12 protein-coding genes and 1 pseudogene are annotated in these 16,215 nt (G+C 63.9%); 7 read left to right on the top strand and 6 right to left on the bottom strand.

Annotation, left to right across the window (positions count from 1 at the left end; genetic code table 11):
* Positions 1-24: 24 nt before the first annotated feature.
* Positions 25-1,521, bottom strand: coding sequence for an L-arabinose ABC transporter ATP-binding protein AraG (gene araG, locus BGO64_RS16890; protein WP_286701050.1), 1,497 nt, complete (start codon positions 1,519-1,521; stop codon positions 25-27).
* Positions 1,522-1,587: 66 nt separating this feature from the next.
* On the bottom strand, positions 1,588-2,571 hold the full coding sequence (locus tag BGO64_RS16895; protein WP_039040094.1) for an arabinose ABC transporter substrate-binding protein: 984 nt from the start codon (positions 2,569-2,571) through the stop codon (positions 1,588-1,590).
* Positions 2,572-2,931: 360 nt separating this feature from the next.
* Here BGO64_RS16895 and BGO64_RS16900 point away from each other — a divergent pair, with 360 nt between their 5' ends.
* The 3 genes from BGO64_RS16900 to araA are packed head-to-tail and all read left to right on the top strand — an operon-like array spanning position 2,932 to position 6,817.
* Positions 2,932-4,608 carry a ribulokinase gene (locus BGO64_RS16900; RefSeq protein WP_286701051.1) on the top strand — a complete coding sequence of 559 codons (1,677 nt, stop codon included), beginning with the start codon at positions 2,932-2,934 and terminating at the stop codon, positions 4,606-4,608.
* Positions 4,605-5,303 carry an L-ribulose-5-phosphate 4-epimerase gene (locus BGO64_RS16905; RefSeq protein ID WP_201894215.1) on the top strand — a complete coding sequence of 233 codons (699 nt, stop codon included), beginning with the start codon at positions 4,605-4,607 and terminating at the stop codon, positions 5,301-5,303. Before BGO64_RS16900 ends, BGO64_RS16905 begins: the two co-directional genes overlap by 4 nt.
* 14 nt (positions 5,304-5,317) lie before the next feature.
* The gene (araA, locus tag BGO64_RS16910; RefSeq protein WP_286701052.1) at positions 5,318-6,817 is read left to right on the top strand and encodes an L-arabinose isomerase; all 1,500 of its coding nucleotides are present in this window, start codon (positions 5,318-5,320) and stop codon (positions 6,815-6,817) included.
* Positions 6,818-6,913: 96 nt separating this feature from the next.
* Here the strand turns inward: araA and BGO64_RS16915 are convergent, their stop codons facing one another.
* Positions 6,914-7,804: a LysR family transcriptional regulator gene (locus BGO64_RS16915; protein WP_286701053.1), complete on the bottom strand. Its 891-nt coding sequence runs from the start codon at positions 7,802-7,804 to the stop codon at positions 6,914-6,916.
* 115 nt (positions 7,805-7,919) lie between these two features.
* Here BGO64_RS16915 and BGO64_RS16920 point away from each other — a divergent pair, with 115 nt between their 5' ends.
* The 3 genes from BGO64_RS16920 to BGO64_RS16930 are packed head-to-tail and all read left to right on the top strand — an operon-like array spanning position 7,920 to position 10,719.
* Positions 7,920-9,071 carry a methionine aminotransferase gene (locus BGO64_RS16920; protein WP_261999857.1) on the top strand — a complete coding sequence of 384 codons (1,152 nt, stop codon included), beginning with the start codon at positions 7,920-7,922 and terminating at the stop codon, positions 9,069-9,071.
* A gap of 8 nt (positions 9,072-9,079) precedes the next feature.
* Complete coding sequence (locus BGO64_RS16925; RefSeq protein ID WP_286701054.1) at positions 9,080-9,895, top strand: carbon-nitrogen hydrolase family protein; 816 nt, start codon at positions 9,080-9,082, stop codon at positions 9,893-9,895.
* 53 nt (positions 9,896-9,948) lie between these two features.
* On the top strand, positions 9,949-10,719 hold the full coding sequence (locus tag BGO64_RS16930; RefSeq protein ID WP_041211345.1) for an ABC transporter substrate-binding protein: 771 nt from the start codon (positions 9,949-9,951) through the stop codon (positions 10,717-10,719).
* A gap of 92 nt (positions 10,720-10,811) precedes the next feature.
* Here BGO64_RS16930 and BGO64_RS16935 read toward each other — a convergent pair whose 3' ends face one another.
* Positions 10,812-11,525, bottom strand: coding sequence for an AcvB/VirJ family lysyl-phosphatidylglycerol hydrolase (locus BGO64_RS16935; protein WP_171864823.1), 714 nt, complete (start codon positions 11,523-11,525; stop codon positions 10,812-10,814).
* A 10-nt stretch (positions 11,526-11,535) separates the two neighbouring features.
* On the bottom strand, positions 11,536-14,091 hold the full coding sequence (mprF, locus tag BGO64_RS16940) for a bifunctional lysylphosphatidylglycerol flippase/synthetase MprF (RefSeq protein ID WP_286701055.1): 2,556 nt from the start codon (positions 14,089-14,091) through the stop codon (positions 11,536-11,538).
* 219 nt (positions 14,092-14,310) lie between these two features.
* On the opposite strand from mprF, the gene BGO64_RS16945 reads away from it, so the two are divergent.
* Entirely contained in the window at positions 14,311-15,021 is a 711-nt protein-coding gene (locus BGO64_RS16945) for a metallophosphoesterase (protein WP_286701056.1), read from the top strand.
* Positions 15,022-15,820: 799 nt separating this feature from the next.
* Here BGO64_RS16945 and BGO64_RS16950 read toward each other — a convergent pair.
* Positions 15,821-16,094: pseudogene (locus BGO64_RS16950) on the bottom strand (leucine zipper domain-containing protein); the annotation flags it as partial.
* Positions 16,095-16,215 lie beyond the last annotated feature (121 nt).

Below are 16,215 nucleotides of genomic sequence, written 5' to 3' on the forward strand. Positions count from 1 at the left end.
TGCTATCTCGTTGCGGTCAGCGGGTCAACGGGCCGGCATGGCCAGATTGAGCGCCTTGACCTCGTTGGCCTCGTCGTGGGAAAGCTCTCCGGCGATCTCCCCCTCCCGCATGACCAGGATCCGATCCGCGATGCCCAGCACCTCCGGCAGCTCGCTCGAGACCACCATCACGGCGATGCCCACCTTGGCCAGATCGTAAATCACGTTGTAAATCTCGTTCTTCGCCCCGACGTCGATGCCCCGGGTCGGTTCATCGAGCAGGATCACTTTCATGTCTTCCGACAGCCAACGCCCCAGAATGGCCTTCTGCTGGTTGCCGCCGGAGAGGTTCATGATGGCCTGCTGGGGAGACGGGGTCTTGACCCGCATGTCGCGGATCCGCAGCCTCGCGTTCTCGTCTTCCCACTTCTGGTTGATCCAGAAGCCTCCCCACGCGTGGTGGCGGCGGGCGCTGATGTTGATGTTCTCCTGCACCGAATGGATGGGGATGATGCCGAGCGCCTTCCTGTCTTCGGTGCAGAGCATGATGCCGCTGCGAATGGCGTCGATGGGGCTCTGAATGACCACCTGTTTGCCAAACACCGATATCTCGCCCCCTCGAGGTGTCTCGGCGCCGAAGATAAGCTTCATCAGCTCGCTGCGCCCGGCCCCCACCAGCCCGAAGATGCCGAGGATCTCCCCTCTCTTTACCTCGAGCGACACCGGCGCCTTGAGGCCGGGCCCCATCAGGTGCTCCACCTTGAGGCCCGCCTCACCGAGCGGCCTTGGGCTGTAGCCATAGATGTCGGTCAGCTCGCGCCCCACCATGGTCTTGACCAGCAGATCCCGGTCCACCTCGGCCATGGAAGCGAAGGTGCGCACGAACTGGCCATCCTTGAACACCGTGATGGCATCGCACAGGGCGAAGATCTCGTCCATGCGATGGGAGACGTAGAGAATGACCTTGCCCTCGTCCCGCAACTGGCGGATGACCCGAAACAGCTGCTCAATCTCGCGGGACGACAGGCTGCTGGTCGGCTCGTCGAAGGCGATGACGCTGGCGTCCCGGGTCAGGGCCTTGGCGATCTCCACCATCTGCCACTGACCCAGGGACAGGTACTTGAGCGGCGTCTCGGGGGAGACGTCCATCCCGAGGCGCGTCAGCTGCCTGGCTGCATCCTGATAGAGCTTCTCCCGATCGATGACGCCGCGCCGGGTCGGCAACTGCCCCAGGTAGATGTTCTCCGCCACGCTCATTTCAGGGACCAGGTGCAGCTCCTGATAGATGATGGCAATCCCGCTCTCAAGGGCATCGACCGTGTTTTGGAACACTTTCTCCTGACCCGCCAGCTTCACCACCCCGCGGGTGGGCGCCTGAAAACCGCTCAGGATCTTGAGCAGGGTGGACTTGCCGGCCCCGTTCTCTCCCATCAGCGCGTGTACCGTGCCCTGCTGGCAGGCGAAGGAGACGTTCTGCAGCGCCTTGACGCCGGGAAACTCCTTGCTGATGCCGCAAAACTCCAGATATGGAACTTGATTCATGAGATGACTCCAGCCAGCCGGCACGGCGCACTCCGCCATGCCGGCATGGGTATCAAGGGATGGGGATCACAGCCCTTTCTTTTGCAGCTCGGCCTTGAAGTTGTCGCGGGTGATGAGTACCACGTCGGTCACCTCGGTGAACTTGGCAGGCTCGGCGCCGTTGACGACCCAGTCATGGAGCATCTGGATGCTCTTGTAGCCGTGTACGTCCGGGCTGGGCAGCAGGGAGCCGAGGAAGCCGGTGGCGCTGGACTTGGAGAGCTCGTTCACCGCATCCACCCCGTTGATGCCGATACCGATGACGTTCTCCGCCTTGAAGCCCTGCCCTTCGGTGGCGCGCACGCCGCCGAGCACCGTGTTGTCATTCATGCCGACGATGAGCCAGTTCTTGACCTCGGGGTGTTGCACCAGCATGGAGTTGGCGGCATCCAGCGCCCCCGGAATGTCGTTGCTCTTGGTGGGTGCGCGGAAGATCTGGCCCTCGGGGAAACCGGCGGCCTTGAGCGCGCCCAGGGAGCCCTCGACCCGGCGACGGGCGGTGTCGAGCTCGTCGGCGGTGATGGCGAGCACCCCGGTCGCCTTTACGTCCCACTGGCGCTTTTGCATCTCCTTGTAGAGCTCCTGCCCCTGACGCTCGCCAATCTTGGTGGCGGCCATCATCACCAGCGGCACCTGCTCCATGGGCTGGCCCTTGGCGTTGACGAACTGGTCATCCACCGTGATGACCTTCAGATCCATGCTGTTGGCCTTCGCCATGATGGCGGCCCCGAGCTTTGGGTCAGGGGTGCAGATGACGAAACCCTTGGCGCCATTCGCCGCCAGACTATCGATGGCATTGAGGGTCTTCTCCCCGTCGGGGACGGCTATCTTGATCACCTCGAAGCCCAGATCCTTGCCCGCCTTGTCGGCGAAGTTCCACTCGGTCTGGAACCAGGGCTCCTCGGGCTGCTTGACCAGGTAGCCCAGCTTCAGCGCTTCGGCCGAGAAAGCAGAATTTGCCATACCAAGGGCGAACCCCATCGCGATCATGCCTTTAACGATTTTGTTCATGCGAATGTCTCCAACGGTTCTATCAATCCATGTATCCACGCAGTGCTGCTCGTTGAGTCAATCAAGTCGCAGCCATATAAAAACATGCTTAAACAGGACGTTATTGTTGTTGCTGGTTGAGCGAACCAAGTTGTAATCGTTTTCACAATTAAAAATGGAGAGCAGGATCACGCCATGAGATTGCAGCCATTTCGTCTATATAATTAGCAATTTCGTCACATATCGAATTTTTGAGAGCTGTCACCCTGTCGCACTGACAGCGTTAAAATCCATATTTCCAGCAGCCAATGGCTAACCGCCCCTCCTGCCCATCTCCTATGGTTCCCCCCAGTCACCCCTCATTGATGGTCAGGAGCACTTATGTCTGAGCACATCGTCATCGGACTCGATTTCGGCAGCGACTCGGTCAGGGCACTCGCCGTGCGCTGCCAGGACGGCGCCGAGCTGGCGACCCATGTCGTCTATTACCCGCGCTGGCAGGCAGGCCACTACTGCCAACCGGTCAACAACCAGTTCCGCCACCACCCCCTCGACTATCTGGAGTCCATGGAGCAGGCAGTGGTGGCGGTGGTGAGCCAGCTCACACCGAGTCAGCGTACCGCCGTGCGCGGCATCGGGGTGGACAGCACCGGCTCCACCCCCGCCCCCATCGACAGAGAGGGGCGCGTGCTGGCCCTGCGTCCGGAGTTTGCCGACAACCCCAACGCCATGTTCGTGCTGTGGAAGGATCACACCGCCATCGAGGAGGCCGAGGCCATCACCGCCCTGTGCCACGGCGGCCAATTCCCCGACTACAGCCGCTACATCGGCGGCATTTACTCCTCCGAGTGGTTCTGGGCCAAGATCCTGCACGTCTCCCGAGCCGATGCCGCCGTGCGCGCCGCCGCCTGCAACTGGGTCGAGCTGTGTGACTGGGTCCCCGCCATCCTGAGCGGCACCCAGGCCCCGGCCACCCTCAAACGCGGGCGCTGTGCCGCCGGCCACAAGTCCCTCTGGCACCCGAGCTGGGGCGGCCTGCCCCCCGCCGACTTCCTCAATGCCCTGGATCCCCTGCTGACGGAGGATCTCGATTTCCCCCTCTTTACCGACAGCTGGACCGCCGATCTGCCGGTCGGCACCCTGACCCCGGAGTGGGCGGAGCGGCTGCACCTCTCCTGCGAAGTGGTGATTGCCGGCGGCGCCTTTGACTGCCACATGGGGGCGGTGGGAGCCGGGGCCGGCAACAATGCCCTGGTGAAGGTGATAGGCACCTCCACCTGCGACATCCTGATCGCCGACGAGGCCACCATAGGTGATCGGGCCATTGCCGGGATCTGCGGCCAGGTGGATGGCAGCGTGGTGCCGGGCATGGTGGGGCTGGAGGCGGGACAGTCCGCGTTCGGTGACATCTATGCCTGGTATCAGCGCCAGCTAGGCTGGCCCCTTGACAGCCTCGCCGCCCAGTATCCGGAGCTGCGCACCGCCATCGAGGCCCACAAGCGGGAGCTGCTGCCAAACCTTGCCGCCGCCTGGGATCAGCAGCGCGACCTGGCGCACCTTCCGGTGGTGCTCGACTGGTTCAACGGCCGGCGCACCCCCTATGCCAACCAGCGCCTGCAGGGCACCCTCACGGGGATCAACCTCGGCACCGATGCCCCCGATCTTTTCGGCGCCCTGGTGGCCTCCACCGCCTTCGGTGCCCGTAGCATCATGGAGTGCATGACCAGTCAGCAGGTGCCGGTGGAGCAGGTGATCGCCCTTGGCGGCATTGCCCGCAAGTCCGCCACCGTGATGCAGACCTGCGCCGACGTGATGAACAGGCCCATCCAGGTGGTGGCCTCGGATCAGTGCTGCGCCCTGGGGGCGGCCATCTTTGCCGCCGTGGCGGCCGGGATCCATCCCGATGTGGCCAAGGCCCAGCACCACATGGCGAGCGCCGTGGAGCGCACCCACCAGCCACACCCCGAGCAGGTCGCCGAGTATGAACGCCTCTACCAGCGCTACCTCGCCTGGGGCGCCGCCGCCGAACCGCTCTACAACCGGGGGGTGCCGGCATGAGCCTCAAGACCCTCAAGGAGCAGGTGCTCGCCGCCAACCTGGATCTGCCGCGCCATGGCCTGGTGACCTTCACCTGGGGCAACGTGAGCGGCATCGACCGAGAGCGCAATCTGGTGGTGATAAAGCCAAGCGGCGTCAGCTATGAGCGGATGCGGGTCGAGGACATGGTGGTGCTGGATCTGGCGGGCAAGCAGGTGGAGGGGGACCTTCGCCCCTCCTCCGACACCGCCACCCACCTGGTGCTCTATCGCGCCTATCCGGAGCTTGGCGGCGTGGTGCACACCCACTCCACCCACGCCACCGCCTGGGCCCAGGCGGGGCGCCCCATCCCCATTTTCGGCACCACCCAGGCCGACTACTTCCACGGCGAGATCCCCTGCTCCCGCCTGCTCACCCCGGGCGAAGTGGAGGAGGACTACGAGGGGCTGACCGGTCATCTCATCGTCGAAACCCTCAAGCAGACCCCCATCCTCACCATGCCGGGGGTACTGGTGGCCAACCACGGCCCCTTCAGCTGGGGCAAGAGCGCCGAGGATGCAGTACACAACGCCGTGGTGCTGGAAGAGGTGGCCCGCATGGCCTGGCTCACCGGCCAGATCAACCCGGGGGCCCGCCCCCTGCCCGATTACCTGCTGGAGAAGCACTACCAGCGCAAGCATGGCAAACACGCCTATTACGGCCAGACAAAAGCCTAAAAGAGGACAAACTCATGGAATTGATGAAACAGCTGGAAGTGTGGTTCCTGGTCGGCAGCCAGCACCTGTATGGCGCCACCACATTGAAGCAGGTGGCCGATCACGCCCACACCATCGCCAGCCAGCTCAACGAGGGGGCGAACCTGCCCCTCAAGATAGTGCTCAAACCCACCGGTACCACCCTGGATGAAATCAGCGCGGTGGCCCGGGATGCCAACCACGACGAGCGCTGCGCCGGGCTCATGGTGTGGATGCACACCTTCTCCCCTGCCAAGATGTGGATCCCGGCGCTGAGTCAGTTGCAAAAGCCTCTGCTGCAGTTCCACACCCAGTTCAACCGGGATCTCCCCTGGAGCGAGATCGACATGGACTTCATGAACCTGAACCAGACCGCCCACGGCGGACGCGAGTTCGGCTTCATGGGGGCCCGCCTGCGGCTGCCCCGCACCGTGGTGGTGGGTCACTGGCAGGATGAAGAGGCCAGACAGAAGATTGGCAACTGGATGCGCATCGCCGCCGCCATCCACGACAGCCGCCACCTCAAGATTGCCCGTTTTGGCGACAACATGCGCAACGTGGCGGTCACCGAGGGCGACAAGATTGAGGCCCAGATCCAGTTCGGCTATCAGGTGAACTACCACCCGGTCGGCGATCTGGTCAAGGTGATCGATGCCGTGCCCAAGAGCGACATCGAGGCGCTGCTGGCCGAATATGAGGCGACCTACACCCTGACCGAGGCGGTGCAGGCGGGTGGACCGCTGCGTGCCTCACTGTATGAGGCGGCGCGCCAGGAGCTGGGGATGAAGACGTTCCTCACCGACGGCGGCTTTGGCGCTTTCACCACCACCTTCGAAGATCTCTATGGTCTGCACCAGCTGCCGGGCCTCGCCTGCCAGCGCCTGATGGAGCAAGGCTTCGGTTTTGGGGCAGAAGGGGACTGGAAGACCGCGGCCCTCTTGCGCACCCTGAAAGTGATGGGATATGGCCTTGCGGGGGGAGCCTCCTTCATGGAGGACTACACCTACCACCTGGAGGCGGGCAACAACCTGGTGCTGGGGGCCCACATGCTGGAGGTCTGCCCCTCCATCGCCGCAGGCAAACCCGTGCTGGACGCCCAGCATTTAGGCATAGGCAAGAAGGCCGATCCGGCCCGCCTGCTGTTCGCGGCCCCGGCGGGCAAGGCGGTCAACGCCAGCCTCATCGATCTCGGCAACCGCTTCCGTCTGGTGGTCAATCAGCTGGAAGTGGTGGACCTGCCAGAGGCCATGCCGAAACTCCCGGTGGCCAGCGCCCTGTGGAAACCCCTGCCGGACCTGCAGACCAGCGCCGAGGCCTGGATCCTGGCGGGCGCCGCCCACCACTCGGTGTTCACCCAGGCGGTGGACATCGAGCAGCTGCGCACCTTCGCCGACATCATGGGTATCGAGTTTGTGGTCATCGACGAGCATACCCGCATCCCCGCGCTCAAAGAGCAACTGCGCTGGAACGAGGTCTACTACAAGATCTGCCAGTGACCCTTTAATCGGCCAGCGACCATCACCATGACTGTATGGAGATGGTATTCGCCTGACAACAGCCCCGCCCGCGGGGCTGTTTCATTTCGCGTCCCCTCAGGGATGACCCTCCCCCTCCAGCAGCCAGTGACAGACCCGCTGCACCCCGTGGCGCTGGCTGTCGGGCCGGGCGATCAGGGCGTATTCGTGATCCGTCTCCAGCACGGGGGCGAAGGGAGCGACCAGGGCGCTGCTCTCCAGCTCCTCGGCCACTATGGTGGGATCCCCGAGAGAGAGGCCAAACCCCTGCAGCGCAGCATTCATCGCCAAGTCCAGGGTATCGAACAGCTGCCCCCCCTGGGGCTGCCAGGGGATGTCGAGGAAGGCGGCAAACCAGTTGCGCCAGTCCCGCCTATCGGCGCTGGCATGGATGAGGGGCAGCAGGGGCAGCTCGTTCAGGTCGCGCTCGAACAGACGATGCTTGGCAGCAAACGCCGGGGCGCAGACCGGGGTCAGCCGTTCCCGAAACAGGGGCTGGCTGTGGGGATAGCGCCCCAGGCAGGGCTGGTAGACGATGGCGAGATCGAAGGGCTCCCGGGAGAAGTCGATGCCATGGCTGTGGCTGCCACGCACCTCCACCGCCTCCCCCTCGAACGCCTGCAACCGCCGCAGCAGCCAGCGGCTGGCGCAGGAGGGCACCTTGATGCTGATCGCCTGCTCGTGGGGCAGGGCCTGCAAGGCGCTGAGCCCCTCCCCCATGCGGGCCAGCCCTTCACGAACGAAAGGCAGCAGCCGCTCGGCGGCCGGAGTCAAGGTGAGGCAACGGGTGCCGCGCACGAACAGCAGGTGGCCCAGGCGCGCCTCCAGCTGGGCGATCTGCTTGCTCACCGCCCCCTGGCTCACGCACAGCTCGTCGGCAGCCAGGGTAAAACTCAGGTGGCGGGCAGAACACTCGAAGACCTGCAGGCCATAGAGAGGCAACTGAGTACGCGGCTGGGTGGACAACATGACAAGCCTCCATGCTTGAGAAAAACTCATGCATACCATGCCGAATAATCCGTTGTCCGGCAAGCCTTGGGGGGGCTAAAAAGGGACCTCTTTCACACACGCAGGTGACGGCCCCATGTCCATCCCCCAGGTTTCCAGCAAACTGCCCCAGGTGGGCACCACCATCTTCACCGTGATCGGGGATCTGGCCGCCCGCCACCCCAGCATCAACCTCTCCCAGGGGGCGCCGAGCTTCCCCTGCGATCCCGAGCTCATCCGGGTGACCCACGAGGCCATGCTGGCCGGTGAAAACCAGTACGCCCCCATGACGGGGCTGCCTGCCCTGCGCGAACAACTGGTGGCCAAGATTGCAGCCAGCTACGGCCATCACTATGACGCGGGCGAGGAGATCACCATCACCGCCAGCGCCAGCGAAGCCCTGTTCTGCGCCATCACCGCCCTGGTTCACCCCGGCGACGAGGTGATCATGTTCGAGCCGGCGTTTGACAGCTACCGCCCCATGATCCAGTTGCAGGGAGCCACCCCTGTGGTGATCGCCCTCAAGGCGCCGGATTTCGCCATTCCCTGGGACGAGGTGGCCGCCCGCATCACCCCCCGCACCCGCATGATAGTGCTCAACACCCCCCACAACCCCACCGGCACCGTCTGGCAGGCAGGGGATCAGGAGCGCCTCGCCCGCCTGGTGCGCGGCACCGACATCCTGATCCTCTCGGACGAGGTGTACGAGCACGTGGTGTTCGACGGCGCCCTGCACCAGAGCGTCATCCGCTATCCGGAGCTGGTGGAACGCTCCGTCGCCGTCTTCTCCTTCGGCAAGACCTTCCACGTCACCGGCTGGCGGGTGGGTTACTGCGTGGCGCCCCGCCCCCTGATGGAGGAGATCCGCAAGGTGCACCAGTTCGCCATGTTCGCCGCCGACACCCCCATGCAGTACGGCTTCGCCCACCTGTTGCAGCAACCGGCCCACTATCAGGGGCTGGCAGCCTTCTACCAGCGCAAGCGCGACCTGCTGACCTCGGCCCTGGCCGGTTCGCGCCTGACCCTGCTCCCCTCGGCGGGCAGCTTCTTCATGCTGGCGAGCTACGAGCGGGTAAGCGACGAGCCGGACAGCCTGTTCGTGCAGCGGCTCATCCGCGATCACGGGGTTGCTACGATTCCCGTCTCCGCCTTCTATCACGACGGCACGGATCAGCGGGTCATCCGTCTCTCCTTCTCCAAGGATGACGACACCCTGCTGGCGGGCGCCGAGCGCCTGTGCGGCGTCTAGGGGGCACCATGGATTCACTGCGCGTTGCCGTCCTCCAGATGGTCTCCGGGGATGACCTTGACCACAACCTGGCCCAGGCCGAAGCGTTGCTGCGTCAGGCGGCGGCCGAGGGGGCCGAGCTGGCCCTGCTGCCCGAATATTTCTACCTGATGCCGGTCGATGAGCGGGCGCGAGTGGCCCTGGCCGCCCCCGTTGACGATCACCCCCTGCTTGCCTGGGTACAGGGGCTGGCCCGGGAGCTCAGCGTCTGGATCCTGGCCGGCACATTGCCGCTTGCCAGCCACGAGCCCGGCAAGATGCACAACAGCAGCCTGCTCATCGACCCGCAAGGGCAGCTCGCAAGCCGCTACGACAAGCTGCACCTGTTTGGCTTTTGCACCGGGCAGGAGCAGTATGACGAGGCCGCGACCATGACCCCGGGCCGGGAGGTGGTGAGCCATCCCCTGCCCTGGGGCGTGCTGCGCCTCGGGATCTGCTACGACCTGCGCTTCCCGGAGCTGTTTCGCCTGGGGCCCGCCCCCGATTTCATCGCCCTGCCCGCGGCCTTCACCCACACCACCGGGCTCGCGCACTGGGCGCTGCTGCTGCGGGCACGTGCAGTGGAGAACCTGGCCTTCGTGTTTGCCAGTGCCCAGGGGGGACACCACCCCGGTGGGCGGCGCACCTTCGGCCACAGCATGATCATCGATCCCTGGGGCCGGATACTGGCCCAGGTAGAGGAGGGTCAGGGCATGGCCATCGCCACCCTGGATCTGGCAGCACAGCGCACGGTGCGCAGCCAGTTGCCGGCCCTCACCCATCGCAAGATAGCCGTCGGCCCTTGAGGCCGGCACCCTTTAGCACGCTAGGAATGACACCACACTTCAAGGGACTGACCATGAAACTCAACACACTGATGATGCTGATGGCCCTGGCCACCGCCGGCCAGGCCGCCGCCAAACCCCTGGTGATCGCCACCGATGCCACCTATCCCCCCTTCGAGATGGTCGACAGCAACGGCCAGCTCGGCGGCTTCGAGGTCGATCTGGCCTATGCCCTGTGCGCGGCCATGAAGACCGAGTGCGAGGTGATCAACCAGCCCTGGGATGCCCTGCTGCCGGGCCTGCAGGTGCGCAAGTACGACGCCATCATGTCCTCCATGAACATCACGGACGAGCGGCGCCAGAAAGTGGACTTCAGCCAGGTCTACTACATGATGCAGAACCGCTTCGTGGGGCGCAGCGACAAGGCCGCCGACTTTGCAGACGATCCGGCCCACTTCAAGGGCAAGGTGATCGCGGTGCAGGAGGGCACTCCCCAGGACAACTTCGTCACCGCCCGCTATGGCGAGGTGGCCAAGATCAAGCGCTACGTCAACGCCCAGTCTCCCATGCTGGATCTGCAGTCCGGCCGCGCCGACTACACCTTCGGCAACATGGTGCAGTTGAAGGTGGGCTTCCTCGACAAGGAGATGGGCAAGCAGTTCGCCTTCGTCGGTCCCCAGTTCAACGGCACCCAGGACAAGATCCTGGGAGAAGGGGTGGCGGTGGCCCTTCGCAAACACGATGACAAGCTCAAGGCCCGCTTCGATGCCGCCATCGAGAGCGTCAAGGCCGACGGCACCTTCAACACCCTGCTCAAGAAGTACCAGCTCGAAGATCTGCTCTGATCCCGGCATGCCAGCCCCCTGGACAGTTGCAAGGGGCCACGGCAACAGGGCGGCCATTGGCCGCCCTGTGTCGTTTTCCCAGCCTCTCGCCGTTATTGGGCCAGGCCCAGGTGCCCGGCAATCTCCTGATACAGGGTCTGGTAGTTGTCGTCGAAGTGGTGGGAGCCCGGCAGGGTCACCGTCGTCACGTTCGGCTGCTGCAAGCGCGGACAGAGTTTGACCGGGGAGTCGTCCTCCGCGCCCTGCACGCAGAGCAGCGGCAGAGTCTGGATCCGTGTCACCTCCGGCAGGGTGGGATAACGGCCCCCCTTGTCGTGCACCACCATGTCGCTGACGTGGATCTCGAAATCCGACGCGGTCGAGGGGGAGAGCATCACGGCCCCCGCTAGGCTGTCGCGATAGGCCGGCGGCAGACGATTGATGACGAAGGGCACTATCTCGGCACCAAAGGAGAAGCCCACCAGCAGCCAGCGCTGGCGCCCCCAGCGGGACTGGTACTCGGTGAGGATGCGCACCAGATCCGCCGTCGCCTGCTCCGGCGTCTTCTTCTTCCAGTAATAGGAGAGCGAACTCCAGCCCACCACCGGCATGCCGTGGGCCTGCAACTGGGCGCTGAGCCCCTTGTCCAGCGCCGCCCAGCCGCCATCCCCGCTCATGAAGACCACCATGGGGGAAGACGAGGCTTGCGCCACGGGCAACTCCACCAGCCCCAGATCCGCGCCGACCCGCCCCGGCTGGGCAGCCACTGCCGGCAAGGTGAACGAAGAGACGAAACAGCAAATCAACAGCAACAACATGGCTCTCATGGGCCAACTCCTATTTTTTCATGAGCCCGAAGGGGCCGCGACTGATGAGGGAGACGAGGTGGGTCAGGGTGCGGGGCAGCACCAGATGACCGGTACAGAGCAGGTAGCGGGGCTCCCACCTTGGGCCGAACTTCTCCTTGTAACGCCGCAATCCCTGGAAGTTGTAGAAACGGCTGCCCCGGGTGAACAGGGTGTTGCCAAGGCGGGCCCAGTAACCGCCCAGGGGGTTGTCGTTGAAGCCCGACATGGGGGCCATCCCCAGGTTGAAGCTGGCATACCCCTCCTGCTTGCCCCACAGCAGGAGCTCGACAAACAGGAAATCCATGACCGGCGCCGCCCCTGTGTCCAGGCTGTAGCGCATCAGATCGATGGAGAGGCTCTCCTTGTTGTCGCTGGTCCAGAGGTTGGCAAACCCGACGATCTGCCCCTCCCGCCGCACCAGCGCCATCGGGTTGAGGGTGAGGTAGGCAGGATCGAAACTGCCCACGGAGAAGCCCTTCTCCCTGCCCTGCTTGCTGTGCAGCCAGCTGTCGGAGATCCCCTTCAACTCAGGCAGCAGGGGGGCAATCTCACCGGGGGCAACCACCTCGAAGCGCAGCCCTTCCCGCTTGCCCTTGGCGTGACTCTGGCGCAGGTTGCGCAGGCGACTGCCGGCGAGATCGAAGCTCGGCAGATCCACGATGGCCTCCTCCCCCAGTTTGAAGGGGATGAGCCCGAGATCCAGATAGACAGGCAGATAGCGGGCCGACACCTGGTAGAAGACCGGGCTGACGTCGTGCTCGTCACAGCGCTCGCGAAACTGCCAGAGCAGCTCCTCCACGAGGGAGGGCTGGCCGACGGGATCCCCCATCACTATCCAGCTGCTGCCCTCGGCCCCGTACATGAGGAACGCCTCGCCGCTGGGGTGGAACAGCAGGGACTTGTCCCCGAGCTGGGCCAGGTAGCCGTGGCCTCCCCCTGCCCGCATCACCAGCCCATGGGCACGGGAGAGCGCCTCGGCATCCGGCTTGCAGGTGGCGAGGCGCAAGGGGGCCAACAGATGGGCCACCCCGACCACCGCCAGCACGCCGATGACGCTCCCCATGGCGCGCAGAGCGCGGGAGGCGGCCCCGGGCCCGTGGGCCGAGACGTGCAGCCAGAGGGAGGGGTCGTACTCCACATGCCGGTAGGAGAAGAGCAGCAACCACAAGGCCCCCAGCAGCACGGCCCCCACCGACATCAGCCAGGAAGGGGTAAACCGGGCGTGAAGCAGGGAACCCTTGCGATAAAAGAGAGGGCGGCAGGGGGTGATGATGAGCAAGAAGCCCCCGAGCAGCAGGGCCGACTCCCAGTCAAACCCCTTGAACAGGGAGAACAGCATGCCAAGCCCCAGCAGCCACTGGGTGATCCTGAATGCCCCGTCATGACGGCGGTAGAGACTGTGGGCCAGCAACAGCAGCAACACGCCGCTGACGCTGCCGAGCACATGGGAGAGCTCCAGCAGGTGCAGGGGCAACACCTCCAGGAAGGCTTCGATCCGCCCCTTCATGGTGGGGATCATCCCGGAGCAAAGCAGCAGGGTGCCCGCCGCGAAGGTACCCATGCTCACCAGGGCGGGCACAAACTCCCGGGTCGCCATCATCACCCCCTGCAACCGGTGCAGGCGGGCCCGCTGTTGCAGCAGCTCCTGACCTGCGAACAGCAGCAGGGCACAGAGGAAGGGCAGGAAGTAGTAGACGCAGCGGTAGATAAGCAGGGAGGCGAGCAGCTTGTCCACCGGCAGATAGTGGGTGAGCAGCAGGCTCATGCTCGCCTCGAAGACCCCGATGCCCCCCGGCACATGGGCCAGCACCCCGAGCAGACTGGAGAGCACGAAGGCACTGAGCAGCACCGGATAGGGCACGCTGCCCGATGGCAGCAGCACATAGAGCACGGCGGCGGCGGCCATCCAGTCGAGCAGGGCGATGAGCAGCTGCAGCAGGCGGTATCTGATGCGCGGCAGGAACAGCGGGTGCCCGCGCCAGACCAGGGCTGTCCCCGGCCACACCAGATACGCCAGCACCGTCAGCAGGGCCAGGCCCCCCGCCAGTTGCAACAACCCGGTCGCCCAGCGGGGCCAGTCCACCAGCAGGGCCGCCCCCTGCCCCAGCAACAGGGCGCTGCCCCCCCAGCCCAGCAGGCCGAGGAAGAAGGTGATGGAGCAAAAGAGGATCACCCTGGCCACCTCCCCGGTGCCAAGCCCCAGGGAGGAGTAGAGCCGGTAGCGCACCGAGGAGCCGGTGAGCAGTGCAAAGCCCAGGGTGTTGGAGAAGGTGTAGGCGATGAAGGAGGTCATCCCCACCTGCTGCCAGGGCAGGCGTTTTTCCAGCACCTTCAGGGCCAGCAGATCATAGCAGCAGAGGCAGCCATAGCTGAGCAGGGTGAGCAGCAGGGCGCCCCCCAACTGCGGCAAGGGTTGTGACCAGATGGCCTGGCGGATGTCGTGCCAGTGCCACAGGTGGGTCAAATGATAGAGGACGGTCAAGGCCGCCCCCAGCAGCAGCAGGCTGCACAGGGGGCCTATCCAGATCAACAGCTGACGCCGCATTCAAGATTCCTGTCGAAAAGCGTGGAGAAAGAGAGGCTCCGAAAGCGGGCGGACAAGGCGCCCTCCCGGAGTGACTCCCCCACAGGCAGCGCGTGACGCCGCACGTTCACGGGGGCAATCCTATGATTTACCAGGCTCTGCCCGCTCGCCACTTTTCTTCTGTAACCTTATGTACAGGCAGACAAAACATCCCCGTCCGGGATAGAGGCAGGAGACGCCATGACACCCTCCCCCCTGATAAGACGCTTCCCCCAAAACGCCCTGGGGCGCGATCTGGCCGTCGGCGACATCCACGGCCACTTCGCCCTGTTGCAGCAGGCCCTCGACACCCTGGATTTTGATCCCGCCCGGGACCGTCTCTTCAGCGTCGGGGATCTGGCGGATCGCGGACCCGAGTGCAGCGAGGTGGTCCACTGGCTGGCCAGGCCCTGGTTTCACCCGGTCTGCGGCAATCACGACGACTACGTCTGCCGTTACGAGAGTTGCGATCGGGAGAACTGGATCCGAAACGGCGGCGGCTGGTTTGAACGGCTCTCCCCCTATCAGCAGGCGGCGTTCGCCGTCCACTACCGCAGCCTGCCCCTGGCCATCGAGGTGCAGACCACCCAGGGCCCCGTCGGGCTGCTTCACGCCGATTGCCCCTTCTCCGCCTGGCAGGGGCTGCTGGACCAACTCGATGCCGGGGTGAGCGGCGGACGGCTTCGGGCCATCAAGAACGTCTGCCTCTGGTCAAGGCGCTGCATCGAGCGGCTGGACGAGAGCGGGGTCGCGGATCTCGCCGCCCTGGTGGTGGGCCACACCCCGGTGAGGGTGCCGGTGCGCCTTGGCAACGTCCACTACATCGACACCGGCGGCTGGTATCCCGAGGAGGGCGGCTACTTCACCCTGCTGGACCTCAATACCCTGACTCCTCACTTTCCCCAGCCCTGAGCCGGACCGATGGGATGACCAGGCTCACGGACAACGCCCACTGCCCATTAAAGCGCCAGGCGAACGCCCCGGACTTCGCTCTGCCAGCGCGATGGTTTACCATGCAGGCAATTGCGGTGCATGGCACCCCCACCCAGGCGCCAGGCGCCGCCGTCATCGGATACTCCTTTCGAGCAACATGAGCACATCAGCGCACCCGGCCAGCGGGCCCACGTTCTACTTCCACGTTTTGCAATATGTGTTTTTTAATGGACTGATTTATAAAGGTTTATGGTTCTTACGCTGATGAGCGCGGTACACAATTGGGACATGGTGAAATTTGAGGGCATTGCTACAGATAGCAACGCTGTTCGTGTGAGTAACTGAAGGGTCAGGACTTCATCCGCTTTGGCCGCAAAAAAACCAGTAAAGCCAGTCCGCTGTTTCATATGTGAAACACAACATGCAGAAGTTCGTGACCATAAACAGCAGAAGTTCAATTTGTAGTTATATTTCAATGCATTGCAGTAGAATTCAAACAAAGCAAAACGAGTCCTCAATGCTCATCTCTGTAGAAAGCACCAATCAACAGCCCATAGACCAACCGCATTCGGCCATCCCGGCCCAGCAATGCACCGAACAATATCTCGCCGCTTGCCGGGTCGACCCCATGCCAGAAACACCAAATGGCGCTTCCGCCACATCCTGCCTAGCTAGTTCTTACGCTTAGCTGCGAGAGATGGGTGAGACCTGTGGGAAACGCCCGATGGCACGATTGATGCGGCATGATGGTTTACATTTACACGCAGGCTAGCACCACCAGCCCATGACTGATGGGTCGATAGGTTTGTTGATGCTTGCGCAGTTCGATAATCCCTGTTGGCGCTGGTCATCGATGGCATGGGGGCAAGAAGAGTGACCGAGCAAGCCATCAGGTCCCTCCTTGCGATATCGAGTGAGCCACTTGTCAGTTGCTCGGATAGTGACTCGGCAGCGTGATCCGCCTCTTCAACACGCAGGCCCTGTTCAAGGACGCGCCGGACAAGAAGCTGTCGACCAAAGACGGTTAAGTGGACATTTTTATGGTTGTTCACTCGCACATCTCCGACGATTAGTTTGGTTGGCGCCTCCAATTCTCCGGTAATGCCCCGAGTGAACAACCTGCAGAGAGATCACAGCTAGGGAGACCATATTACCCCCGATATACAGAACCCC

It is taken from the genome of Aeromonas sp. 62-46 (assembly GCF_001898585.1).
Lineage (GTDB): Bacteria > Pseudomonadota > Gammaproteobacteria > Enterobacterales > Aeromonadaceae > Aeromonas > Aeromonas caviae.

What these genes read in the sequence shown, in the direction of transcription:
- araG (WP_286701050.1), bottom strand. Translation starts at nt 1,521, where the DNA reads ATGAATCAAGTTCCATATCTGGAGTTTTGCGGCATCAGCAAGGAGTTT.
- BGO64_RS16895 (WP_039040094.1), bottom strand. Translation starts at nt 2,571, where the DNA reads ATGAACAAAATCGTTAAAGGCATGATCGCGATGGGGTTCGCCCTTGGT.
- BGO64_RS16900 (WP_286701051.1), top strand. Translation starts at nt 2,932, where the DNA reads ATGTCTGAGCACATCGTCATCGGACTCGATTTCGGCAGCGACTCGGTC.
- BGO64_RS16905 (WP_201894215.1), top strand. Translation starts at nt 4,605, where the DNA reads ATGAGCCTCAAGACCCTCAAGGAGCAGGTGCTCGCCGCCAACCTGGAT.
- araA (WP_286701052.1), top strand. Translation starts at nt 5,318, where the DNA reads ATGGAATTGATGAAACAGCTGGAAGTGTGGTTCCTGGTCGGCAGCCAG.
- BGO64_RS16915 (WP_286701053.1), bottom strand. Translation starts at nt 7,804, where the DNA reads ATGTTGTCCACCCAGCCGCGTACTCAGTTGCCTCTCTATGGCCTGCAG.
- BGO64_RS16920 (WP_261999857.1), top strand. Translation starts at nt 7,920, where the DNA reads ATGTCCATCCCCCAGGTTTCCAGCAAACTGCCCCAGGTGGGCACCACC.
- BGO64_RS16925 (WP_286701054.1), top strand. Translation starts at nt 9,080, where the DNA reads ATGGATTCACTGCGCGTTGCCGTCCTCCAGATGGTCTCCGGGGATGAC.
- BGO64_RS16930 (WP_041211345.1), top strand. Translation starts at nt 9,949, where the DNA reads ATGAAACTCAACACACTGATGATGCTGATGGCCCTGGCCACCGCCGGC.
- BGO64_RS16935 (WP_171864823.1), bottom strand. Translation starts at nt 11,525, where the DNA reads ATGAGAGCCATGTTGTTGCTGTTGATTTGCTGTTTCGTCTCTTCGTTC.
- mprF (WP_286701055.1), bottom strand. Translation starts at nt 14,091, where the DNA reads ATGCGGCGTCAGCTGTTGATCTGGATAGGCCCCCTGTGCAGCCTGCTG.
- BGO64_RS16945 (WP_286701056.1), top strand. Translation starts at nt 14,311, where the DNA reads ATGACACCCTCCCCCCTGATAAGACGCTTCCCCCAAAACGCCCTGGGG.